This is a genomic window from Corynebacterium jeikeium (assembly GCF_000738175.1).
Lineage (GTDB): Bacteria > Actinomycetota > Actinomycetes > Mycobacteriales > Mycobacteriaceae > Corynebacterium > Corynebacterium jeikeium_C.
The window spans coordinates 1-22,791 of the sequence record NZ_JFCH01000029.1 but is presented as its reverse complement, the minus strand read 5'-3'; the positions used below and the strand labels follow the sequence as shown (position 1 = coordinate 22,791).

Sequence of the window (22,791 nt, the reverse complement as noted above, 5' to 3'; positions counted from 1 at the left end):
CTGTAATTAGTATATGTCATGTCGCTAGATGTTGTCTAGTCGGTAGACTCTTTTTTATGTGTGATGTCCACCACACCACCAGCCGGGCGCTCCCACCAAGCCACATCCACACTCACTCCCTCCGACACAGCACCCATCACCCGTAGCTGATGCCTCCGCAGAGACAGCACCCGCTGCCGGGCGCTTTGCTGAGACATCCCCGTACCCCTCGCAGCCATCCTCCATGTCGCTCCGCCAGCCTGCGCCCTATCGATCCTCGCTAGCATCTCCCCATCCGCGCCATTCCGGTTCCGGTAGCGCAGGATTTGCTCGCACACAGGACTAGCGCACGTCATAAAAGGCGACCGCCCAACACCCCTAGGTTCCCCACACACGGCACACACCCCGTCATGCACCCGCTTGCGCTTACCCTGAATCCTCTGCGTCCCCGACTCGCGCGCACTGTCACGCGCCACGCCACGCCGCCTAAAATCATCCCCCGAGCGCGCATGCGCCGCCTTCTCGGGATCACGCGCCTTCTCAAACTTTTTCCACTCGTCGGAGTCGAGCCTCGCTCTAGCCTCGGCGGATTTCCTGCGCGCCAACTCCGGGGCGACGAGGGCGGTTCCGCGAGGCAACCCGTGCCTGTCCTTGTACGCTTTCGCCCGCAGCCCATGCGTGCCGTAGATATGGCCAGCGACGGAGGCGAAATACTCCCCGCACTCATGGCACATGATCGACTTGTCGTCGCCGTCGATGATCCCGTACCGGCCACGCCCACTAGGCTCGCCGACGCGCTTTTCGCGGGTGAAAATGTCCTGGCCTCGTCGCTGGCGTTTGTAGTGGGTTAGGCAGAGGCCTTTTGCTGCCACGGGTTTGTCACAGTCGAAAACCTGGCAGGTTTTTTGTTTAGTCATACCACTAGTATATATCTAGCCGCTAGATAGTGTGTAAGGGAGGGCTTGGGGGCTACCTATCAGTATTGCCGATCCCGCAAAAATCCCGCACGCGCCCCGGTAGCCCCGGCATAATCGTCACCAATGACACTAGAGTCATGCCCGCGACCAGCGAAAATAGCGAACCACCAGAACACCAACTACCATCAAAAAAATGATCCTTATTAATGTGAAGTACAAGGTCCGCCCCGAGTTCGCCGACAACTTCCTGCAGGAGGTTTCCTGGTTCACCGAGGCTACTCGCGCCGAGGAAGGCAACATCTTTTTCGACTGGTTCCGCGATCCGGAGAACGCAAACGAGTACCTGCTGATCGAGGCTTTCCAGGACGATGCCGACGTCGCCCACGTTGAATCCGAGCACTTTAAGCGCGCCTGCGACGAGATGCCGAAGTACCTGCTGGAAACCCCGGAGATCATCAACACGAAGATCCCGGGCAAGACCGAGTGGGACCGTATGGCCGAGTTCCGCGTCGAGGATAACTAGCCCTTAGTCTCGCCCCCCCCTTAACCCCACCCCCTTAACACCACTATGACTGTCAGCGTTTTCGACCTCTTCCAGATCGGCGTCGGCCCGTCCTCCTCACACACCGTCGGGCCGATGCGCGCAGGTCTGTCCTTCGCACAGCGGGTCAAGGCTTTTTTGGGTAATGACGCCACGTCTCCCCGCGCCGCCGACTCAGCAACCGAGGAGGGGCTGCGCCCGCTGGGCTCCGACAAGCTGGCCGACGTGGTGAGCCTGCCCGATGAGGGTGAACACCCGCTGAGCATCAGCGTTGTCCTGTATGGCTCGCTAGCCGCTACGGGTGCCGGACACGGCACGCTGGGAGCCTGCCTGCTGGGCCTGGACGGCGCCGATCCGGCGCAGGTCGATCCGGATTACATGCAGTCCCGGCTGGATGAGATCCGCCAGACTCGCACCATTTATCTGGCGGGCGATAAGAGCCTGCCCGTCACCTGCGGTTTCGAAGACATTGTGCTGCGGCCGACCGTGCGCCGTTCGATTCACACGAATGCTATGACATTCGTGGTCAGCGGCCTATCCGAGCCGCTGAAGCAGACTTTCTACTCCATCGGCGGTGGCTTCATCCGTACCGAGGAGGAAATCCCCACCCTGGACGAGCTCAGCGGGCAATGGCTGTTCGAGTCTGGTGACAAGCTGATCTCCCTGGCGGAGCACGCGGGCATTAGCCTGGGGGAGGTGCAGCGGCGCTGCGAGCAGTCGCTGCGCACCGACGAGCAGATCGATGCGAACCTGGATGCCATCGCCCAGGCCATGCAGGATTGCGCCAAGCGCGGAGTAACCTTCGCCGGAGTGCTGCCCGGAGCCTTGATGGTTCGCCGTCGCGCGAAGCGCTGGTACGACCAGCTGATGGAGGAGGACCCTCACCGCACTGCCGAGTTCTCCGAGGACTGGGTAAACCTGATCGCCTTGGCGGTAAACGAGGAGAACGCAGCTGGTGGGCGGGTGGTCACCGCGCCGACGAATGGCGCCGCGGGAATCATCCCCGCCGTGATGTTCTACGCCCGCGAGTTCACCCCCGCAGGAAAGCAAGACCCGTTCCAGGTGAACCGGCGCTTCTTGTTGGCCGCCGGCGCAGTCGGTTCGCTCTACAAAGAGCGCGCCAGCATCTCCGGCGCAGAGGTTGGCTGCCAGGGTGAAGTCGGCTCTGCGGCCTCTATGGCCGCCGCCGGGCTGGCGGAGGTGCTGGGAGGGTCTCCGCGACAGGTGGCGAACGCGGCGGAGATTGCGATGGAGCATTCGCTGGGGCTTACCTGCGACCCCATCGGCGGCTTGGTGCAGATCCCCTGTATCGAGAGGAATGCTATCAGCGCCGGCAAGGCTATCAACGCCGCCAAGATGGCTATGCGCGGCGACGGGGACCATCACGTCACCCTTGATGAGGTCATTGAGACCATGCGGCAGACCGGCAGGGACATGTCCGAAAAGTACAAGGAAACGGCCGGCGGCGGGTTGGCGACGAACGTCTCCGTGAACGTGCCGGAGTGCTAGGAAAAAGGGGCTTGAGCCCCTTAAGCTACTTAAGCCCCTTTAGCCGCAGAGCCCGCCCGAGAGCCTGGAGTTTTGTCGCGGTAACGCGCTAGGCGAATCGCCATCACCAGCAGGGCCAGGATTGTCCACCACAGGTAGGAGTTACCCATGAGTGCCTGCCAGGCATTCCACTCCAATTCGCGCTGTTCCTGGAAAGGCACGAAAGCGGTGGGCTCGAAGGCGAAAGCGACAAAGCCCAGGGCAACCAGGGCAATCCACAGCCAGCGCGGAGTCGCCAGCGGGGAAGTGGGATCCGCAATCGCGTAGCAGGTCAGAGCCACCAGTAACACCGGAGCCCACGACCAGTGGTGGTTCCAGGAGACTGGGCTGGCCAGCAATGCAAACAGGGAATTGACGCACAGCGCGACGATCGGTGCCTGTACCCGCAGCAGCTTAATCATGACGAAGGTGATGACTGCCAGCGAAACACACACCAGCAGTACCCACAACAAGCTGGAGGAGTCGTCCGTCCGCAGGCCGAAGCGGTACAACAGACCGTTGATGCTCTGGTTCAGGGCGTATTCGTGGTTACCGATACGCCCGGTTTCGCGCAGCGTGTGCGTCCAATACTCCAGAGAGTCCCGCGGGAGGATCAGCCACGCTAGAGCTGTAGTGCCTACCGTTCCCGCGCCCATGCGCAGGATGGAACCCCAGTCCTTGCGCAGAAGGAACCAGAGTCCGAAGACTGCGGGCGTCAATTTGATAGCAACCGCAGCGCCCGTGAGCAGGCCGCGGTAGCGACGAGGCACAACGAGCGCATCGACGAAGACCATACCCATCAGCAGAACGTTGATCTGCCCATAGGCCAAGCTGGTGTGGATGGGGCTCAAGTGGATCAACACTGCGGTGAGCGCCACCGACACCCACCCGGCGGAGGCACGATCCAGGCGCGCTGCCGCGTGCACGGTGTGGGCGAGCACCCACCAGGTGACGGTCACCGTGGCACAGACCAGCAAGACTGCGGCCAGGTTGTAGGGCATCACTGCCAGGGGAGTAAACAGCAGCGCCGAAATCGGAGGGTAGGTAAACGGCAGGTACGTATCGCCGATGATGTGAAAGTGGCCGCTGTAGAGTTCCTGGCCGTCCAGAACGCGCTTGGCTCCCACCCGGTAGACGTCCAGATCCAGGTTGTAGTGGAAGCCGCGAGTGTTGAAGATTTTCGGTAGGACAGAAAGCACTAGCAGCACGCTCAGCGCGATCTTAACCGGGAGGCTGATCTTGAGGTGCTTGAAGTTTTCCAACCGCGCCGAAGCGGCTTCCTTTGTCTGCATAAGGGCTAATTATTGCACTATCTGTGAGGTTGCTCTCGCCCAGGTTCACCAATGGTCAAAAGCTAAGAAAATATTAGGCGTTCGGCCGGCGAAGAACTAAACTTGGAACAATGAGCGATAGACTTCCCAAGCTGGACAAACAGGCCTATGAAAAGGAGCTCAAAAGGCTCCAAGCTGAACTCGTCGAAATGCAGCAGTGGGTGGTGGAAACCGGAGCCCGCATCGTCATCGTGATGGAGGGGCGCGATGCGGCGGGCAAGGGGTCCGCGATTAAGCGCATCACCCAGTACCTCAGCCCGCGCGTCTGCCGCATTGAGGCTCTGCCAGCCCCCAACTCGCGCGAGAAGGGCCAGTGGTACTTCCAGCGCTACATCGAGAAGCTGCCCACCGCCGGAGAGATCGTCATCTTCGACCGCTCCTGGTACAACCGTGCCGGCGTGGAGCGCGTCATGGGCTTCTGCACCACCCAGGAATACCGCCGCTTCCTGCACCAGGCTCCAATCTTCGAGCGCCTGCTGGTGGAGGACGGCATCATCCTGCGCAAGTACTGGTTCTCCGTGTCCGACGAAGAGCAGATTCGTCGCTTCCAGTCCCGCCAGTCCGACCCGCTGCGCCAGTGGAAGCTGTCCCCGATGGACCTGCAGTCCATCACGCGCTGGGAGGACTACTCCCGTGCGAAGGATGAGATGTTCGTACACACCGACATCCCGTCCGCTCCGTGGTACACCGTGGAGTCCGAGGACAAGAAGCGCTCCCGCATCAACGTGATCAATCACCTGCTGAACACGATCCCCTGGGAGTATGTGGAAAAGAACGTGCCGAAGATTCCGGAGCGCCCGGCATCCGAATCCACCTACGAGCGCCCGCCGCGCACCCAGTTCCGCTACGTGCCAGACGTGGCGAAGATGCTAGAGAAGGATCTGCTGAAGAAGCAGGCTGAAGAAGCCAAGCAGGGCCAGGAAGCTGAGTCCGAGGGGAAATCCAAGAAGGATTCGAAGTCCAAGGACAAGGAGGCTGCGGCGTCCAAAAAGAACAAGGGCGACAAAAAGAAGAAGGGCAAGAAGTCCAAGAAGGGCAAGAAATCTAAGTAGACCTTAGATTTAAATTAGGCTGCACTTCCTTGTCGTTCCTGTAATTATGGTGACATGGCAGACAAGAGAAGGAAGCACCCGACGTACGACCCGGATGCGGAAGTAACGACCGTCGTTGCAGGTCACGTCGGGGTTATCGAGCTGAATCGCCCTAAGGCTCTGAATTCCTTAAACGTGGAGATGATCCGCCTAATCCGCGAGGCGGTCGACAAATGGGCCGACGATGACTGGATTCAGTTCATCGTGATTAAGTCGTCTTCCGACCGGGCCTTCTGTGCAGGCGGGGACGTGCGCTATGTGCGGATGCGAGACATGAAGCGCATGTACCGCTTCGGGGACTCCTTCTTTGAGGAAGAGTACGACCTCAACGAGCGGCTGTCGCGGGTAAACAAGCCTGTTATCGCACTGCTGGAGGGCATCGTGATGGGAGGGGGCATGGGCATTTCCATGCATGGCTCGCACCGCGTGATCACTCCGCGCACCCTGGGAGCGATGCCGGAGGCCGCGATCGGGTTTGTTCCCGACGTGGGTATGTCTTACCGGCTGACGCACCTGGATTGCTCGCCTGCAGTGGGGCTGTTTATTGCCACGACGGGGTGGCGCCTGAGCCCTGCGGACATGTTGTATACCGGTCTGGCCACGAACCTGGTGGCGGATGTGCATGCCTTCGAATCGGATCTGCACTCGGGCGACCTTCCGGAGGCACTGCGGTCTAACGCGCTCGACCCGCAGAAGCTGGAGGAGCCGACCTCTATGCTGCAGAAGCACGCGGACTGGATCGAGAGGACCTTTGCCGAAGGTTCTTGGACAGACATCGAAGCCCGGATCGTGCGGGATGAGGGTTCTGTTTCGGACGCCGAATTGGCGCAGTTTATAACCAAAGTGACCGATTCCCTGAAGGGTGCCAACCCGGAGAGCCTCGTGGCCACGGTGGAGCTTTTCCGCCGCGCGGAGGGCGCAACGTTGCGCGAGGCGCTGGATATGGAATTCAAGGTCGGTGGTGAGCTGCGCCGGGGGCCGAACTTCATCGAGGGAGTGCGCGCAGTGCTGGAACACAAGGATCACAACGCGCAGTTCGAGCCGGCCTCCACGGCAGACGTGGATGTGGAGAAATGGCGGGCGCTGCTGGGCTAGGCTCTTGTACGTTGCACCCGCAGCCACACGAAGAATCCCCACAGCACGAACGCGCCGTAGACCACGTATAGCGCCGCGGAGGGGTAGTAGCCCGCGGCGAGCAGCAGGGGTACGCCGACAATATCCACGCCGATCCAGATCAGCCAGAACTCGGTCCAGCCGCGGGCCATGCCAAACGTGGCCAGGATGGAGCCGGTGAAGATCCAGGCGTCCGCCCACGGCCCCCACGAACCTAGCGCGTCGAAGATCAGTGCGAAGACGACGGTGCCGATCACCGCAAAGGCGAGCATGCCGAGGCGTTCCTTGGGGCTGGCCCAGCTGGGTTGCACTGCCGCGCTGTCGGCGGCGGGTTCGCTGACGATGGAGCGGGAAGGGTCAGTGTTTTCAGGCTCGCGCATGCCGGCGGTGCGGGCGCGGCTCCACTGATACCAGCCGTACAGCGAGACGATGAGGAACATCACCTGGCGGCCTGCCTGGCCGTAGAGGTCCAGATCCTGCGGGGTGTGGAACAGCCCGCCCAGGAATACCGTGAACAGCAGCATGTTGCCGACGATGCCCACGGGCCAGGCCCACACCACGCGCTTCATTCCGCCGATGGCGGAGGCTAGGCCGAAGAGATTGCCAATGATCTCGCGCCAGAGGATCGGGTAGCCACCGATGATCAGCGTTGCGTTGAGAAGCGTTGTAAAGATTCCCTCTGATTCCACAGTGCCCATCTTCCCTTATCGGGTCTGGGTAAGGGAAACCGGGTTTGATTCTCGGTGGGCTGGCTGGTGGCTACTCGCCATCCTCGGTGCGGTCTACGCGGGACAGCAGGTCGAAGGCCTGGTCGTAGAGCTCCTGGGGGCTGAGGCCGCCAGCTAGCCTCTCGTCGACAGATGCCTCCATGGCGCGCATGGCGATGCTGAAGGAAACATCCAGCAGCAGGAATGCCTTGAAGGGAGAGAGGTCGGGGTCGACATCGCACAAGGCCTTGGTTCCTGGAGCCGTCAGGGTGGGCAGATCCACGTCCAGGTGTTCACTGCTGTCCTTATCCTGCGGGTTTTCCAGCATGACGAGCAGAGGTTTGAACTTGCGGATATCCGGGGTGGCGGGATCCACTAGCTCGGAAGTGTCGGCAGAGTCGGCAGAGTCAGCCGATCCAGACGAGTCAGTCGAGCCCGTCTGGCTGACCGAGTCGCCCTGATCACCGTGCGGCGGGAAGCAGTAGATCCACATGGCATCGCGCATGATGTCCACGATTCGGCCGGTGGGATGGTCCACCGCAATCTCGCGGATGCGTTGGGCGAAGTGATCGAAGACTTCATGCAGGTAGTAGGCGAAGACATCGTCGCGACGCTCGAAGTAGTTGTGGAATGTGCGTGTGGATACGCCCGCTCGCTTAGTAATGGCCTGGACCGTCGCTTCCTCCGGGCCGTAGCTCATGAACAGCTCAATAGCTGCATCGATGAGATTCTGCTTTGTTTCGGCCTTCTTCTGTTCGCGCCGGGAAGCGGAGGGCTCGGGGATCGTCGAACTCGATGACATGTGAGTGAGAAACCTTTCAATATGCCCAGATGATCCGATTTGATGGACATCGTACGATGCGGGCTAGCGTAGCAAATCTGATATTAACAAAACGGAAGTCGGGTATTTAACTGTTTCTCATCTCAGCTAGCCGAGCTGCGAAAGCCCTCCCGCTAGTAGTTGGAAAGCGCCTCGAATCTCTTCTTCCGTCGCACATTCCCCACTCTCGTTGAGTTCCACGAAAAGTGTGGGTACAACCATGATCGAATTGATGAGCAACAGCGCGTGGGCGGTGTTGAGCGTCCGACCTTCGCGCTCGCTGTACTGCTGAAAAGCCTGTACGAGCGGAGAGAAGAACTCCACGGCGTTGCGGGGAAGGCCATCGTTCTCAGTGAAAAGCTCTGTACGAGCTTGGGCGGGGATAGAGAGTAAGTGGTCCGCAAGGCGGGAGAGGGTTTGAATGCTGTTCGGGCTGCCCGTCGTTCGGTTAAAGAAGTCCACCGCGATATTCTCGCCAATCGATATCAATTGTTGCCCAGGTTGTGCAGTATCCACCTTGCCAACCATTTCCTCAACGAATTGATTAAGCGTGAATAGTAAAGCAGCGTCTCGATGAGGGAAATAGTTGTGAAAAGTGCGCGGGGAAATATCAGCTCTTTCTGCGATCTTCGCGATGGTAGCATTCTCCGCTCCCTCGTTGACTAGCAAGTCAACGGCGGCACAGGCGATGCGCTCACGGGTTTCGGCCTTTTTGCGATCCCGTTGGCTCGGCGTTGCTGCCTCTACGCTCTTTCCGCCTTCGAAGATCACTTTCACAACCTTTCTCGAGTGACGCCTTACTTTACTGCTGCCTGTGCGTCTCGCGGATCTGCCTCACCTGACTCGGTAGGTGTATCCGGAGTGCGGCTACCGTCAGCGTTCAATCCCACCAGGCTCTCGCCCTCGACGTCGACAGCGGGAACGATCTTCGCTAGCCACTTGGGGAACTTCCACGCGTGCTCACCGAGAAGGAACATCGTTGCTGGAATAAAGGTCATGCGGACGATGAAGGCGTCAAAGAATACGGCGGCGGCCAGCGCAAAGCCCATCACCTTAATAAACGGCTCGTCGGCCATCATGAAGGCAGCGAAGACCGAAATCATGATGAGCGCGGCTGCAGTGACCACGCGCGCGCCATGCTTGAAGCCGTTGGCGGTGGCGTTGCCGGCGGTCTTGCCGTGCGCCCAGCCCTCGCGCATACGGGTGACCAGGAAGACCTGGTAGTCCATTGCGAGGCCAAAAACAATACCGATCAGCATGATTGGCAGGAAGGAGATGATGGGCTGCGGGTCGTCGATGATGCCGCCGAAGCCCTCCTGCCACAGTGCGACGGTGACGCCGAACGTAGCAGCCACCGACAGGCCGAAGCCCAACGCCGCGATCAGTGGCACCCAAATGGAGCGGAAGACGATCATCAACAGGATGAAAGCCAACACGAGGACGATGGCGATGTAGGGGATGAGGACGTCCGAAAGCCGCTGAGAAATGTCCTCGTACATTGGGGTGACACCGGTGATGGCATAGGTTGCGCCGGTTTCTTCGTTATAGCCGGCTTCCTCGGCACGCATCTGCTCCAGGACATCGGCGGCGCGGGCATCTGTCGCACCGTAGGACGGGGTGATCATCACCTGAGCCGCAGTACCCAGGTCGGCTGGGTTGTGCGGATCGCCGTTGGTCTGCACTACCTGTGCGTTCTCCACACCTTCGGTGCCCTGGAGGGTCGCGACGGCCTCCTGGGTGGCGGCGGCCTTTTCCTTGTCATTGAGGTCAGGGTATTCCACGAGGGCTACCATCGGGGCGTTGCGGCCTGCACCGAAGCCATCTTCCGTCATTTCGTAGGCGACGCGGTTGGGAGTGCCCTTGGCCATAGAACCATCGGAAGGCATAGCCAGACGCAGGTTCATTGCGGGGATGGCCAGCAGGATCAACAACACTGCAGCGCCTACCAACCACAGGGCGGGCTTCTTGCGGATGATGCGCACCCACTTCAGCCCCATGGTCGGCTTCTCGTTCTCTGGGTCCGGAGCCTTGACGAAAGGCGCGCGCCCCGCGAATACCTTCGTGCCAATGAGGCCCATGATGGCGGGCAGCAGGGTGATCGCGACGATCACGGCAATGGTAACGGTGCCGGCAGCGGCCAAGGCCATCGCGGTGAGGAACGGGATGTTGATGATGGACAGTGCTGCCAGTGCAATTAGCACCGTAAGGCCGGCAAACACGACAGCGGAACCAGCCTTGCCGACTGCGAGGCCGGCCAGGTGGGCGCGTTCCTTGACGGGAATCGTCTTGAGTTTCTGGTGTAGTTCCTTCGGTTCCAGATCTTGACCACCCACATGGGCGATCAGCTCGTTGCGGAAGCGGGAGAGGATGAACAGCGCATAGTCGATGCCCACGGCCAGGCCGATCATGGAGGCCAGGGTGGGGGTCATGGAGTTGATGCTGTCCGTGACGGAGGTGGCGGCCATGACGATGCCAATACCCGTGCCCACGCCGATCACTGCGGAGAGCAGCGGCAGGCCTGCGGCCACGAGGCTGCCGAAGGTGACGATCAAAACAATAGCGGCGACCGCCAGGCCGATGGCTTCGGAGGCCATGCTCTTCTCTGGCTGTTGGAATGCGTTGCCGCTCCATCCGACCTTGAGGTTACCTTCGTTGTTCTTTACCGCGTCCTCGAACTTCTGCACGTCCTCGGCTGGCACGTCTGCAGCAGTTTCCGCATCGAAGGAGACCTCAATGACACCGGTGCGCTTGTCGGGGCTCAGTGGGCTCAGTGTAGCGATGTCGGATGCAATCTGCTCCTTCGGCATGCCCTGCTTCTGCTTAATAGGAGCCATTTGCTGGTGCATGCTTTCGCTGGCCAGCACGGGGGAGACGAGCTTTTCCTTGTCTTGCAGGAAATCGAGCTCTTGCAGCGCCTGAAGGATGTCTTCGGTCGATTGTGCAGCCTCGCCCTCGGCAAGAGTCTGACCTTCAGGGGCTTGAATCACGAGCTTGCCCGTGGCTGCCTCTAGCTGATCAGCGTCTTCGCCGTTGGGGAATTCTTCCTTGATCCTGTCCTGGGTCTCGATGGACTCCAGGCCAGGGATGGTGAAGGACTGCGAGGTTGGTTTGGTCAAAAGTGCGGAGGCGGTGCCCACGCCGACCAGCACGATCAGCCAGACGGCGAGGAAGCGCCACTTGTGAAGGTAGGCGGAGCGGCCTACTCGATACAGGAATTTTGCCATGCGTAAAATATTGCACAGCATGGGAAACTTTGCAAGACTTGTGCAAATATTTAGATGGGGTCGCGATGAATCGCTGCTCCGCCTAGTCGGCGACCAGCGTCTCCATTGTCAGCTCCGGGTGTTCCTTCTCCACGAAGGCTAGCTTCCACTTGTCACCGAACAGGGCAATCAGCTCCCCGTCCGTGCGGGTGAAGATCTCCACGCCTCGCTGCTTGGCCAGTACCGGCGCGGACTCGGCGTCAGTACGACGGGCGACAGAGTAAGGGACCGGGTCGGCCACGGTCTCCACGTTGTACTCAACGTCCATGCGGGCCTGCATAACCTCGAACTGCATCGGACCAACGGCGGCCATGACCGGGTTCGCGTCACCGCGCGCGTCGTTGCGCAGAATCTGCACAACACCTTCGGAATCGAGCTGCTCGAGGGCCTTGCGGAACTGCTTGTACTTGCCCAGCGACTTCGCGCGCAGTGTGCGGAAGTGCTCCGGTGCGAACTGCGGCATGGGCGGGAACTGCACCTTCTTGCCGGCGTAGATCGTGTCTCCCGGGGCGAGCGAACCCGCGTTGACTAGACCCACGATATCGCCGGGGTAGGCGGCCTCAACGGTGGCACGGGTACGGCCGAAGACGGTCAGGGCGTACTTCGTGGAGAAAGACCGGCCGGACTGAGCATGTGTGACCTGCATGCCGCGTTCGAACACACCGGAGACCACGCGCATGAACGCCAAGGAGTCGCGGTGGTTGCGGTCCATACCCGCCTGCACCTTGAAAACCACGCCCGAGAAATCGTCGGTGGGGTCGCGGTGTTCGTCCACCGCGACGGAGTTTCCGCCCGCGGCGGCCTCGAGGACCTTCGGGTCGGAATCGCGGCCAGCCGGGGCGGGCGCCAAAGCGCAGAGGGTATCCAAAATCTGGTGCACGCCGAAGTTCAGCATCGCAGAGGCGAAGATCAGCGGGGAAGTGGTGCACTCCAAGAACAGCTCCTGGTCGTGCAACGCACCGTCGGCGGCCAGCAGCTCCACCTCTTCGGCAGCGGTTTCCCACACGTCTTCTTCCCGCTCTGCGGCCTGCTCCGGGGTGTAGTGCTCCTCCGGGGCGATGGTCGAACCACCGGCGGTGCGGAGGAAGTGGATGTACTCCTCGGCCTCGCCGTCGTCGTTTATGCGCGCCAACCCGCGGAAGTCACCGGCCTCGCCGACTGGCCAGAACAGGGGAGTGGGCTGCAGCTGGATCTCGTTGACGATCTCGTCCACCAGCTCCAGCGGGCTGCGGCCGGGGCGGTCCCACTTGTTCACGACGGTCACGATCGGCAGGCCGCGGGCTTTGCACACGCGGAACAGCTTCAGCGTCTGTGGCTCCAGGCCCTTCGCGCCATCAATGAGCATCACCGCGGCATCCACGGCGGACAGAACTCGGTAGGTATCCTCCGAGAAGTCCGCGTGGCCCGGGGTGTCTACCAGGTTGATCATGAAGGGCTCGCCGTCGTGGCCCTCCGGGGCGTACTCAAATTGCAGCGCGGAGGAGGCGATGGAAATGCCACGATCCTTCTCCATATCCATCCAGTCGGAGACGGTGGACTTGCGGCCGGCCTTGCCGTGCACGGCGCCGGCTTCCTTGATCATGTGGGCGTGCAGAGCGAGCGCCTCGGTGAGGGTAGATTTACCGGCATCCGGGTGGGCGATGACGGCGAATGTGCGGCGGCGCGAGGCTTCGGATGCGGTTGAACTCATAATGCCCACAAGTCTAGCGGGTAGGCATTAGGCGCAGGTAGTCGTGGTCTTCTTCTTATGCTCTGCAGCCTGGGCCAGCGCCTCGTCGAAGGATTTCGCGTACTCCTGCGCGCCCTCGGGCATCGGGTGAACACCGTCTTCAAACAGCAGGTTCTGGTGGGACTGCGCGTGGCCGCACCAGTCTGCGATGTAGACGTTGTCGTGAGCCTTGGCTGCATCCAGCACTTCCTGGCGGGATTGCGCCATCCACTCTCGATCGCCGTAGGGCATGGCCATGAAGATCTGACGGTCGGGGCCGATGAGGTTAATCATCTCCTCCAGCTGTCCCGGGAAGGCTGAGCCGTTGGTTCCGAAGCCAAGGAACACGTTCTTGCGCAGCTCGCCGGAAGCGTTCAGCTGTTGCAGCACTTCCAAGCCGGCGGTGTAGTGGCGGGAAACGTCCGCATCGATGTAGATGCCCGGGTAGTTCGTGTTCAGTGCTTCGCTGGCTGCCAGCATCACAGAGTCACCCACGGCGGTGATGTCCTTGCCCTGCACGGTCGCGGCCTTCTTCTCCTTCGGTGGCGGTGGAGTGGCCGGGGCGGGGGCTTTACCCTTGTTAGCCTCTTGGTTCATACGTTGTAGCTGGTCCAACTCCTGTTCCAGTGCAGTCTTATCGTTGGAGTTCACCACTCCGTAGACCACGCCGCCGACACAGGCCACGACAAGCAGTGGTACGACGGGCCAAGCGACCTTCTTAAAGCCTTCGTTGATCTCCTGGAAGCTCGGGCGGGAAGCCCAGTAGTCCTTCCACGTCTGCTTGTAGCCACGGCGGCGGAAGGGGTTCTCCACGTGCTGGTAGGAAATCTCGGAGATCAGCAGTGCGATCGGCACCGCTACTAGTCCCAGAATCCACTTGTGGTCCATGTGACCGTCGGCGTCAAAAAGAGCACGCAGAATCATGATGACCGGCCAGTGCCACAGGTACAACGAGAACGAGCGTTGGCCGAGCCAGCGCATCACATTGGTGCGGAAGACCCACGTCAACGGGCCGGTCTCGCGGATCACGCCCCAGATCATCAGCACGCCCAGCACGCTGGTTAGCAGCAGGCCACCCTGGTAGGTCACCGCCAGGTCGTCGCCCATAAACAGAAGCTGGATGACGTAGCCGACAAGCGCTAGGGCACCGATCGCGCCCGCAACCCGGGCCTCAAACCTGCCTGCCGACGGCCAGGAGTCCACTCGCGGATCGTTGCGCGTGGAGGTGACAGCCAGCGAGAGGAAAGCGCCGATGAGCAGGCCGAAAGCGTGCGTATCCGTGCCGTAGTAGACGCGCGTTGGATCCTCGCCAGGGGTGAAAAACAGCGCCATGGCCGCAGCGGAAAGCACCGCCAGCAGCGCCGTCACCAGCATCGGGACGCGGCGCGGACTGCGGCGGAGCCGACGCTGGGTGAACACGAAAATCCCGAGCGTCACCAGCGGCCAGATGATGTAGAACTGCTCTTCGACCGCCAGTGACCAGTAGTGGGCGAAAACCTGGACCTCGTTTTCCGCGAAGTACGACTGGGAAGTGGCGATCTGCGTCCAGTTGTTGACGAAGAACAGCGTGCCCAGGAATTGCTCGCGGATGCCCACGGCGATGTCCCCGCCTATGGCGGTGACGATTGCGGTGACGATAAACAGCGTGACCAGCGCGGCGGGAAGGATTCGGCGGAATCGCCTGATCCAGAAGTCTTTCAGACTGATCGTGTTGTTTACGCGGTACTCGCGCACCAGCAGAGAGGTGATCAGGAAGCCCGACAGGACGAAGAACAGATCCACACCCAGGTAGCCACCGGGCAGAATGTCGCCGAAGAAGTGGTAGATCACCACGGCGAGCACAGCGAGGCCACGCAGGCCATCGAGTCCCTTGACCTGGCGCAGGCGCGCACGGCGATCTTTCTTAACCGTCTTGTTTTCCGGCGGGATCGCCAGCGCTTCCGGCACCTTGTTCTGCTGCGGTGCAGGGTGCCGCTGCGGTGCAGGTTGTGCCGTCGCCACCTGTTTCGGTACGGGCTGTTTCTTTGGTTGTGACGCCGACTTCTCCGCCGCTGGCGGCACCGGCTTCGGCTCCGTCTTCGCGGCTGGCTTGGGCGCTTGCTCCGCAGCGGGCGCCTGTGTGGGCTTCGGTTTGGGTACAGGCTTTGCGGCTTGCTTGGGTGCCTGCTTTGCAGCTGGCGCCTGTTCAGCCTTCTGCTTTGCAGCTGGCGCCTGTTCAGCCTTCTGCTTTGAGACAGGCGCTGGCACTGGTTTCTGCTCGGCCTTCGGCCTTGCAGGCGGTGTGGTCTTTGCTGCGGGCGCCTTCTTGGCAGCTGGCTTCGCGGTCTCCTTGGGTGCTGGCTTCGCTGCGGGTAACTTCGCCGCTTGCTTGGGCTCCTGTTTGGGAGCAGACTTCGCGGCGGCCGCCTCCTTGACAGCCGGGGTCTTTCGCGCTGCGCCAGGGACAGCACCCGGAGCGGGTGGTGCGCCTGCGCTACCAAGTTTGATGGCTGGAGCAGCCGCAGCTGGCCGGGCAGCCGCAGCCTGCTTGGGGCTAGTGCTTGTCTGCTTCTTGTCTGCTTTAGCGCCCTTCGCAGCCGTAGTCGACTCCTTGGGCGCCTGTGAGGCAGTGGATGCCTTCGGTGGCTTCTGCTTCTGGGCAGTGGCCTTCGGCGACTTCGGAGCGGAGGGGGCCTTGGGGGCGCCAACTGCGGAGAGCTTGATTGGCGGTTGCGCGGGTTTCGCTGGAGCTGCCTTCTTTGACTCCGGCTTCACCGGTTCCTGCTTCGGAGGGGCAGGCTTTTTCTCTGCAGAGGTCTTCTCCTCGGAAGGCTTGGAAGCGGCAGACGGTTCGGAATTCGCAGACGGCTTGAGAGGCACAGAAGGCCCGGAAGGCGCACCAGACTTCTGGCGTTTCTGCTGGTCGGGAGACGACTTCGCTGAACCTGTTCGAGCGTTACGAACAGCGCGCAGTAGTCCAAAAACCTGCTTCACTTTGCATCTCCCAAAGGCAAGATCGAGTGCATTGATTCAACAATACTAACGCTAGGTAGCTCGAAAACCTGCGAATATTCTCGTTACTGCGCGCTACCTGCACCGCAGCACTTATTAGTGCTTGCGTGTGTGGATATCGTTTCGCGCAATGTCTGTGCCATTGTTCACGATGAGAGTCACTGAGTCCACCGAATCTCGAAGAGTGTTTTCCATCCATCCGCTCTCCGGGTCGATGTCTGCATCCTCGAACGGGCTCAAAACGAAATCAATCACCGACGTTCCCTTGGGCGGGCGACCGATGCCCATGCGGACGCGCACGTAGTGCTGGGTGCCTAGCTCGGCAGTCATTGAGCGCAGCCCATTGTGGCCGCCCTCGCCGCCTTTATCTTTGATGCGCACCTGGCCGGTGGCGATATCCAACTCGTCGTGGCAGACAATGACTCGCTCTGCCGGCAGACTCAAAGCGGAAGCCAGCGGCCCGACCGCTTCACCAGAGTTATTCATGTACGTCGTAGAGCGCAGTAGCAGCACGGGGGTTTCTTCCACCGTGATCAACGCCGCATGAGCCTTCTGGCCCTCCACCGGCAGCCACTGCGCCTCATACCGCTCAACCAGGCGATCAATCGGCCAATAGCCGATGTTGTGCCGGGTTTCCGCGTACTTGGCGCCGGGATTACCTAGTCCGATCACAATCCATTCAGGGGCGAACTCTTGCAGCTGCTCGACGGTGAACTTCGCACGCTTCGCAGACTTAGCTGGCTTAGCACCAGCACTTTTAACTACAGGCCCCTGCGACGCGGAGTTCTTGCGGAAAACGGAAAATAAAGATTGGAGGAAAGACACAGCCACTAGTTTCCCACACCGAGGGTGCGCTCAACCTCGTCGGCTGCGTCAGCGCACATGATCGCCACATCCGCCGCCTCCGACTTGGGGAAGGGCTTCAACACATAGGCCGCCGGATCCATGCGTCCGGGTGGCCGCCCAATGCCGCACGACAGGCGCCAGTAGTCCTTCGTGCCCAGGGACTTCGTGATGGACTTCAACCCGTTATGCCCCTTGTCGCCACCGGACTGCCGCAACTTCACCGCCCCCGGATCGCCCTCGAGGTCGTCGTAGGCGACGATGATGTTACCCGCCGGGATCTTGAAAAACGCCGCCAGCTGCTGCACCGGCCCGCCTGACACATTCATGTAGGTCCGTGGCTGCGCCAAAACTACCTTGCGCCCCGCGATCGTCACCTCGGCGATGTCAGTGTTCGTCTTCTTGTGGGTATTCAGGCTGGCCGCTGGTACTTGCCGGTCCAGCAGTTCGCCGATCACCATTCGCCCAACGTTGTGCCTGGTGCTGGCGTATTTATCGCCGGGGTTGCCCAGTCCGACGATCAGCCACGTATCGCTGTTGGTGTGTTGTTTCTTATTTTGTGACGCCACCGTCTCCCAGCCCTCTCTCTAGCTCACTGACGGTCATTGTACTGTCCACCCCGGACAGCCCCCGCGGCCGTGGGTGGGCGTCAATAAAAAGGGCAACAAAAAGGGCCACCCGGTGCGAAAAGTGCACGCGAGTGACCCAGTGGGGGGAGTGGATTACTCCTCGGACTCGCCCTCTGCGGACTCGCCCTCGGCTGCCTCGGCAGCCTCGCCCTCGGCGCCTTCGCCCTCCTCGTCCGGCTCCGGCAGTTCCTCTTCCTCCGGCTCCACGACGTTGATGATCAGGGTGTCTTCCTCGGAGACCAGGGATGCGTTGCCCGGCATCTGCAGGTCGCCGGCCAGAACCTGGTCGCCGATTTCCTTGCCCTCGATGTCGACGGTGATCTCTTCCGGAATGTTCAGAACGTCGGCCAGGATGGTGATGACATCTGCCTCCTGGGTGACCAGGGCGCCCGGAGCAGGCTGACCGGTGAAGATAACCGGAACGTCAACCTCAACCTTCTCGCCGCGCTTAACGTTCAGCAGGTCAGCGTGGTCCACGTCCAGGGTCAGCACGTTCTGATCCACAGCCTTGATCATGACCAGGTGGTCCTGGCCCTCGATCTCCAGCTCCAGAACAGCGTTCACGCCCTCGTTACGCAGGATGGCCTGGAACTCCAGGATGTCCACGTGAACGTGCATCGGGTCCAGCTTGTTGCCGTAGACAACAGCCGGAACGCGGAAGTCACGACGCAGGCGGCGGGAAGCTCCCTTGCCGAACTCGGTACGCAGCTCGCCCTTCAGGCGGGTAATGTCAGCCATGATTTTCTCCTTCAATTTTTGTGCTTCAGATGTGCTCTGAATCGCTCTTGCGTTTCAACCGCGGACATAAAAAATGCCGCGATATCTCGCGGCGTGTATGCATCCCACAGTTTTATTGGTCACGCACCCGCACGCGAGCGGTCTCGCTTTGAAAGGTTACGTCACACAAAAAGAAGGGGGAGTGTGCTTTTCGCGCCGATAACGGCCAAATTCTGGGTAAGAATTCAGCCCTCGCCGAGATTCGAAAGTATGTTAGCACACCCCCAACCGGGGATTAAAACTACTCAAACAGTGTGGTCACGGAGCCATTCTCGAAGATCTCGTGAATGGTCTTGGCCACCAGCGGGGCAATCGGCAGAACCGTCAGGTTGTCCCAGCCCTCGGTGGTCTGCGGCAGAGTATCGGTGGTGATGATCTCGCGGGCGCCGCAGCTGCTCAGACGCTCGCGGGCCGGACCACTAAACACGCCGTGGGTGGTGGCGATGATCACGTCGCCCGCGCCTGCTTCGCGCAGTACGCCGACGGCGCCGGCGATAGTTCCACCGGTATCGATCATGTCATCCAGCAGCACGCAGGTACGGCCCTTCACGTCACCAACCACGCGGTTGGCGGTGACCTTGTTGGCCACGTCCACGTCGCGGGTCTTGTGGATGAACGCCAGTGGGGCATCACCCAGCACGTTCGCCCACTTTTCGGCTACCTTCACGCGGCCAGCGTCGGGGGAGACCACGCAGATGTTGTCTAGGTTGTAGTTGGCCTTCACGTAGTCGGTCAGGATCGGCATGGCGTGCATGTGATCCACCGGGCCGTCGAAGAAGCCCTGGATCTGATCAGTGTGCAGATCGACGGAGACGATGCGATCCGCGCCGGCGGTCTTCAGCAGGTCGGCAACCAGGCGGGCGGAGATCGGCTCGCGGCCGCGGTGCTTCTTGTCCTGGCGGGCGTAGGGGTAGAACGGCAGGATCGCGGTGATGCGCTTGGCGGAGCCACGCTTCAGTGCATCGATCATGATCAGCTGCTCCATCAGCCAGTTATTCAGTGGCTGCGGGTGGGACTGCAGCACGAAGGCATCGGAGCCGCGAACGGACTCTTCGAAGCGGACGAAGATCTCGCCGTTAGCGAAGTCGCGGGCGGTGGTCGGAGTAACCTCGATGCCCAGTTCGCGGGCAACAGCCTCCCCCAAATCCGGATGAGCCCTACCGCTAAACAGCATCAGGTTCTTTTGATTGTCGATCCAGTGGGTGGTGGACACTTGTGCTTTAACCTTCCGGTCGAAGAGCTGGACTATTCACTTTTACTAAGGCGCTCCCTATTTTAGGGCGAGCCCAGAGATATCAACAAAAACCAGCGTAGCTTCCGTTTTCTACTTCTGGTCTGCCTGCGGTGTGGAAGCGGGGGAACCGCCTTCCGCCACACGCTTGGCTGCGGCCTCGCCGGCCTCCGCCGCTGGGGTTCCGGGGCGCTTCTTCGCTACCCAGCCCTCGACGTTGCGCTGCTTGCCGCCGGATACCACCAGCGCGCCCGGAGGTACGTCCTCCTTGATGACGGTACCGGCGCCGGAGTAGGCACCATCGCCCACGACGACCGGGGCGATGAACATCGAATCGGATCCGGTGCGCACGTGGGAGCCCACGGTGGTGTGGTGCTTGTTCACACCGTCGTAGTTCACGAACACGCTGGAGGCGCCGATGTTGGAGTACTCGCCGATCGTCGCATCGCCGACGTAGGTCAGGTGTGGGACCTTCGAGCCGCGTCCGATGTGCGCCTTCTTCGCCTCGACGAAGCCGCCGAGCTTGCCCTCTTCGCCCAGGATCGTGCCGGGACGGATGTAGGTGAAGGGGCCCACCTCGGCGCGCGGGCCGATGGTGGAATCGAAGCCGTGGGTGCGCACAACGTGTGCGCCTTCGCCGACCGTGACATTTTCCAGCGTGGTATCCGGTCCGATCTGCGCGTTATCGCCGATGGTGGTGGTGCCAAGCAGCTGGGTACCCGGCAGGATGGTGACGTCCTGGCCTACCTGCACATCCACGTCGATCCAGGTTGTCGCCGGATCCACGATGGTGGCTCCACCCCGCATTGCGGCGGTCACGGTGCGGCGATTGAGTTCGGCGCCCGCGGCGGCAAGCTGTACTCGGTCGTTGACGCCCGCAAGTTCCGCCGCGTCGGCGGCAATGTGGGCGCGCACGGGGTGACCCGCCCGGCGGGCGATGCTCAGCACGTCCGTCAGATACAGCTCGCCCTGGGCGTTATCCGTGTTCAACTGCGCCAGGCCGTCGCGGAGGATGGCCGCGTCGAAGGCGAATACGCCGGAGTTGACCTCGGTGATTGCCTTCTGCTTTTCCGTCGCGTCCTTTTCCTCCACGATGGCAGTGACCATGCCGTCGTTGGTGCGCAGGATGCGACCGTAGCCGGTGGGGTTGTCCTGGTTGACAGAAAGCACGGTCACGCTGGCGCCGTCGTGGGTGGCAGTAAGTTCCTGCAGGGTCTCCGGGGATAGCAGCGGCACGTCCGCGTTGGTGACCACTACGGTGCCTTCGAAGCCTTCCAGCTCCTCCATTGCGCACTGCACGGCGTGGCCGGTGCCGTTCTGCTGCTCCTGGACCGCAGTGTCGATGCTGCGCCCCAGCTGCTCGGCTACCTCCGCCACCGCTGGGCCGACCTGCTCGCGCCCGTGGCCAATAACAGCCACGATGCGGGCGGGGTCGATGCCGGCGGCAGCGTGCAGGCTGTGAGAAAGCAGGGTGCGCCCGCCGATGGAGTGCAGGGTCTTTTGGGTTGCGGACTTCATCCGCGTGCCCGCCCCTGCGGCCAGTACGATCACTGCCACAGGCTTGTCTTGGGCCTTTGGTTGAGCTTCGGGGTTCTGAGCAGCATCAGTCACGTTGTTGGCATTCCTTACTTCCGGTTAAAAGCGAATACCAGCATAGCGCCGCTTGACCGCCGGGTCGGGGAGGGGCGCCCGCGGGCGTTTAGGAAATCTTGTCTTTGCCCACCGATACTTCCGGCAGGGTCTTCGACAGTGCGGCGCCCAGAAGCCCGAAAAGCGCCAGCGCAGCCAGCGCGACCTCGGGGGACACCAGTGCCAACACACTGGTCAGCGCACCCACGATCAGAAGCAACACGCCCATCAGGGTGTTCGCCACCGAGACATAGCGGGTGCGTTGCGTGCCCTCTGCCATGTCCACGATGTAGGTGGAGCGGGCGACCCTAATCGCAGCGTGGGCAAGCGAGATGATGAAGAACGCGATGGGCAGCCACCACACCAGGGCGGTGGTCCACGCATGGGCGTCACTAATCGAAGAAGCGTAACCCAGTGCCACGGTGATGATCAGGACGATCGTCGCCAGTAGCGCGGCGCCGGACAGGGTGTTGCGGGAGCTCACGTCGGACAGTAGGCCAGAGATTCTGCCTGCGAGCAGCGCGGCCACGCCGGAAGCGATCACGAACGTCCCCAGACCCGTGAAGATGGCGCTGGCCAGCGATGATTCCTCCGTCACACTCTGTTGGTTCGCCATCGTCACCAGGAAAGTCGGCGACAGTGCAGAGGCCAGCAGCAGCGAACGAACCAGCACGAAGCGCCTAAAGTCACGGTTAGAACGTACGAGGTCCACGATGTCGTCGAACACATCGCGTAGGTAGTTCGTGCCCTGTGGCAGCTCTTTTTGTTCTTGTTTAGTGACGCCCTCACGGATCCCCTTAAACAGCCATGCGCTGGCCAGCCAGGCTGCGGTGGCGATGGCGAAAAGCACTGCGAAGAGGGTAGGGGTGAGCTCGCCCCGGGCGGCCTGAATGGCCACACCTACCAGGATCGCCACCGCGCCGGACAAAGTAGTGGCAAAGCCGGTCAGCCGCCCGCGGAAGCCCTTCGGAACCGTGCGCCCGGCGATGTCCTTACTGGTCAGCGAAACCAAAGAGCGACAGGTGGACAGCAGTGCGAGGGCGAACAGGATGATTAACCCGGCCAGCAATCCATCGGTCAGGAGTGCAGCGGCGACCATGATTGCACAGGCCAGTGCCTGGCCGAGAGTGCCTACCTGCATAAAGCCCAACCGCGAGGTCTTCGTCTGCAGCCACGGGCGGAATAGAGCCTGCGGCAGCATCGAACCGGATTCACGGATCGGCACCAGCAGCGGGATGACCCATGCGGGGGCGGCGACGACTGACAGGAACCACGGCAGAACCGTCTTAGCGGACACGATCTGATCGCCGATGTTCTGTGTGCCGAAGCCCAGGGAATAGCGGCCTGCGTTTTCCTCGACGTGCTTCAGGTCGCTCTTGGGTGGTGTGCCGATGAATTTCGTGGTGAATGTGTGCCAGAACCTACTGGAATCTGTGCTGGACTTGCCGGACATGTATGGGTTAAGGGTCAAAAGGGGATGCGGACGGAATCTTGGAGGATTCCATCATGAACCGCTCATACACCAAGGAGCAGCGACGCATAGCTCTGCAGGTTTACAAGCGCACTCAATCGGTGACCAAGACCGTCCGTGAACTTGGCTATCCAGGGCGATGGACGCTGTACAAATGGTTGCGTGAACCCGCCAAACCTGGTCGCCCCCGCAAACAGTCAAGAACACTGACTCGCTACCCGTT

General features: G+C 61.2%; 18 protein-coding genes and 2 pseudogenes. 6 read left to right on the top strand and 14 right to left on the bottom strand.

Annotated features, from left to right (window positions below; all coding sequences use genetic code 11):
• Positions 1 to 35: 35 nt before the first annotated feature.
• Positions 36 to 713 carry a MucR family transcriptional regulator gene (locus JQ46_RS11620; protein WP_424648000.1) on the bottom strand — a complete coding sequence of 226 codons (678 nt, stop codon included), beginning with the start codon at positions 711 to 713 and terminating at the stop codon, positions 36 to 38.
• On the opposite strand from JQ46_RS11620, the gene JQ46_RS11455 reads away from it, so the two are divergent.
• The 3 genes from JQ46_RS11455 to JQ46_RS04750 all read left to right on the top strand — a co-directional run bounded on the left by JQ46_RS11455 (position 654) and on the right by JQ46_RS04750 (position 2,946).
• Positions 654 to 830 (top strand): hypothetical protein, encoded by a 177-nt coding sequence (locus JQ46_RS11455; RefSeq protein ID WP_237744729.1) that lies wholly within the window; start codon positions 654 to 656, stop codon positions 828 to 830. The genes JQ46_RS11620 and JQ46_RS11455 overlap by 60 nt on opposite strands.
• Before the next feature lie 259 nt (positions 831 to 1,089).
• Complete coding sequence (locus tag JQ46_RS04755; protein WP_034985939.1) at positions 1,090 to 1,419, top strand: putative quinol monooxygenase; 330 nt, start codon at positions 1,090 to 1,092, stop codon at positions 1,417 to 1,419.
• 45 nt (positions 1,420 to 1,464) lie between these two features.
• Positions 1,465 to 2,946: an L-serine ammonia-lyase gene (locus JQ46_RS04750; RefSeq protein ID WP_034985937.1), complete on the top strand. Its 1,482-nt coding sequence runs from the start codon at positions 1,465 to 1,467 to the stop codon at positions 2,944 to 2,946.
• A 29-nt stretch (positions 2,947 to 2,975) separates the two neighbouring features.
• Here JQ46_RS04750 and JQ46_RS04745 read toward each other — a convergent pair whose 3' ends face one another.
• Complete coding sequence (locus tag JQ46_RS04745; protein ID WP_034985936.1) at positions 2,976 to 4,256, bottom strand: glycosyltransferase 87 family protein; 1,281 nt, start codon at positions 4,254 to 4,256, stop codon at positions 2,976 to 2,978.
• A gap of 110 nt (positions 4,257 to 4,366) precedes the next feature.
• On the opposite strand from JQ46_RS04745, the pseudogene ppk2 reads away from it, so the two are divergent.
• A pseudogene (gene ppk2, locus JQ46_RS04740) lies at positions 4,367 to 5,260 on the top strand (polyphosphate kinase 2); the annotation flags it as partial.
• A gap of 141 nt (positions 5,261 to 5,401) precedes the next feature.
• Positions 5,402 to 6,481 carry an enoyl-CoA hydratase/isomerase family protein gene (locus JQ46_RS04735; protein WP_034985931.1) on the top strand — a complete coding sequence of 360 codons (1,080 nt, stop codon included), beginning with the start codon at positions 5,402 to 5,404 and terminating at the stop codon, positions 6,479 to 6,481.
• Here JQ46_RS04735 and JQ46_RS04730 read toward each other — a convergent pair.
• The 12 genes from JQ46_RS04730 to JQ46_RS04670 form a co-directional block, all read right to left on the bottom strand.
• Positions 6,478 to 7,197: a nicotinamide mononucleotide transporter family protein gene (locus tag JQ46_RS04730; RefSeq protein ID WP_034985930.1), complete on the bottom strand. Its 720-nt coding sequence runs from the start codon at positions 7,195 to 7,197 to the stop codon at positions 6,478 to 6,480. The genes JQ46_RS04735 and JQ46_RS04730 overlap by 4 nt on opposite strands.
• Before the next feature lie 61 nt (positions 7,198 to 7,258).
• On the bottom strand, positions 7,259 to 8,008 hold the full coding sequence (locus JQ46_RS04725) for a TetR/AcrR family transcriptional regulator (RefSeq protein WP_034985928.1): 750 nt from the start codon (positions 8,006 to 8,008) through the stop codon (positions 7,259 to 7,261).
• Between the two features lie 126 nt (positions 8,009 to 8,134).
• Positions 8,135 to 8,797 (bottom strand): TetR/AcrR family transcriptional regulator, encoded by a 663-nt coding sequence (locus JQ46_RS04720; protein ID WP_237744728.1) that lies wholly within the window; start codon positions 8,795 to 8,797, stop codon positions 8,135 to 8,137.
• A 26-nt stretch (positions 8,798 to 8,823) separates the two neighbouring features.
• A complete protein-coding gene (locus tag JQ46_RS04715) occupies positions 8,824 to 11,250 on the bottom strand; it encodes an MMPL family transporter (RefSeq protein WP_034985925.1) in 2,427 nt (808 codons plus the stop codon).
• An 82-nt stretch (positions 11,251 to 11,332) separates the two neighbouring features.
• A complete protein-coding gene (locus JQ46_RS04710; RefSeq protein ID WP_034985922.1) occupies positions 11,333 to 12,979 on the bottom strand; it encodes a peptide chain release factor 3 in 1,647 nt (548 codons plus the stop codon).
• Between the two features lie 27 nt (positions 12,980 to 13,006).
• Positions 13,007 to 15,970: an acyltransferase family protein gene (locus tag JQ46_RS10775; protein WP_051876247.1), complete on the bottom strand. Its 2,964-nt coding sequence runs from the start codon at positions 15,968 to 15,970 to the stop codon at positions 13,007 to 13,009.
• 114 nt (positions 15,971 to 16,084) lie between these two features.
• On the bottom strand, positions 16,085 to 16,819 hold the full coding sequence (gene pth / locus JQ46_RS04695; protein ID WP_034985920.1) for an aminoacyl-tRNA hydrolase: 735 nt from the start codon (positions 16,817 to 16,819) through the stop codon (positions 16,085 to 16,087).
• On the bottom strand, positions 16,819 to 17,400 hold the full coding sequence (gene pth, locus JQ46_RS04690; protein ID WP_051876246.1) for an aminoacyl-tRNA hydrolase: 582 nt from the start codon (positions 17,398 to 17,400) through the stop codon (positions 16,819 to 16,821). The genes pth (JQ46_RS04695) and pth (JQ46_RS04690) overlap by 1 nt, the downstream gene beginning before the upstream one ends.
• 153 nt (positions 17,401 to 17,553) lie before the next feature.
• Complete coding sequence (locus JQ46_RS04685) at positions 17,554 to 18,198, bottom strand: 50S ribosomal protein L25/general stress protein Ctc (protein ID WP_034985918.1); 645 nt, start codon at positions 18,196 to 18,198, stop codon at positions 17,554 to 17,556.
• Between the two features lie 280 nt (positions 18,199 to 18,478).
• On the bottom strand, positions 18,479 to 19,450 hold the full coding sequence (locus tag JQ46_RS04680; RefSeq protein WP_034985916.1) for a ribose-phosphate diphosphokinase: 972 nt from the start codon (positions 19,448 to 19,450) through the stop codon (positions 18,479 to 18,481).
• A gap of 111 nt (positions 19,451 to 19,561) precedes the next feature.
• Positions 19,562 to 21,079 (bottom strand): bifunctional UDP-N-acetylglucosamine diphosphorylase/glucosamine-1-phosphate N-acetyltransferase GlmU, encoded by a 1,518-nt coding sequence (gene glmU, locus JQ46_RS04675; protein ID WP_034985913.1) that lies wholly within the window; start codon positions 21,077 to 21,079, stop codon positions 19,562 to 19,564.
• 88 nt (positions 21,080 to 21,167) lie between these two features.
• Positions 21,168 to 22,568: an MFS transporter gene (locus tag JQ46_RS04670; protein ID WP_237744727.1), complete on the bottom strand. Its 1,401-nt coding sequence runs from the start codon at positions 22,566 to 22,568 to the stop codon at positions 21,168 to 21,170.
• Between the two features lie 35 nt (positions 22,569 to 22,603).
• On the opposite strand from JQ46_RS04670, the pseudogene JQ46_RS11450 reads away from it, so the two are divergent.
• Positions 22,604 to 22,791 (top strand): annotated as a pseudogene (locus JQ46_RS11450) (IS3 family transposase); the annotation flags it as partial.

Coding starts and splice junctions, on each gene's coding strand:
- JQ46_RS04715 (WP_034985925.1), bottom strand. CDS start 11,250: ATGGCAAAATTCCTGTATCGAGTAGGCCGCTCCGCCTACCTTCACAAG.
- JQ46_RS04750 (WP_034985937.1), top strand. CDS start 1,465: ATGACTGTCAGCGTTTTCGACCTCTTCCAGATCGGCGTCGGCCCGTCC.
- JQ46_RS11455 (WP_237744729.1), top strand. CDS start 654: ATGCGTGCCGTAGATATGGCCAGCGACGGAGGCGAAATACTCCCCGCA.
- JQ46_RS04735 (WP_034985931.1), top strand. CDS start 5,402: ATGGCAGACAAGAGAAGGAAGCACCCGACGTACGACCCGGATGCGGAA.
- JQ46_RS04685 (WP_034985918.1), bottom strand. CDS start 18,198: ATGGCTGACATTACCCGCCTGAAGGGCGAGCTGCGTACCGAGTTCGGC.
- JQ46_RS04730 (WP_034985930.1), bottom strand. CDS start 7,197: ATGGGCACTGTGGAATCAGAGGGAATCTTTACAACGCTTCTCAACGCA.
- JQ46_RS04745 (WP_034985936.1), bottom strand. CDS start 4,256: ATGCAGACAAAGGAAGCCGCTTCGGCGCGGTTGGAAAACTTCAAGCAC.
- JQ46_RS04710 (WP_034985922.1), bottom strand. CDS start 12,979: ATGAGTTCAACCGCATCCGAAGCCTCGCGCCGCCGCACATTCGCCGTC.
- JQ46_RS04725 (WP_034985928.1), bottom strand. CDS start 8,008: ATGTCATCGAGTTCGACGATCCCCGAGCCCTCCGCTTCCCGGCGCGAA.
- JQ46_RS04755 (WP_034985939.1), top strand. CDS start 1,090: ATGATCCTTATTAATGTGAAGTACAAGGTCCGCCCCGAGTTCGCCGAC.
- JQ46_RS11620 (WP_424648000.1), bottom strand. CDS start 713: ATGTGCCATGAGTGCGGGGAGTATTTCGCCTCCGTCGCTGGCCATATC.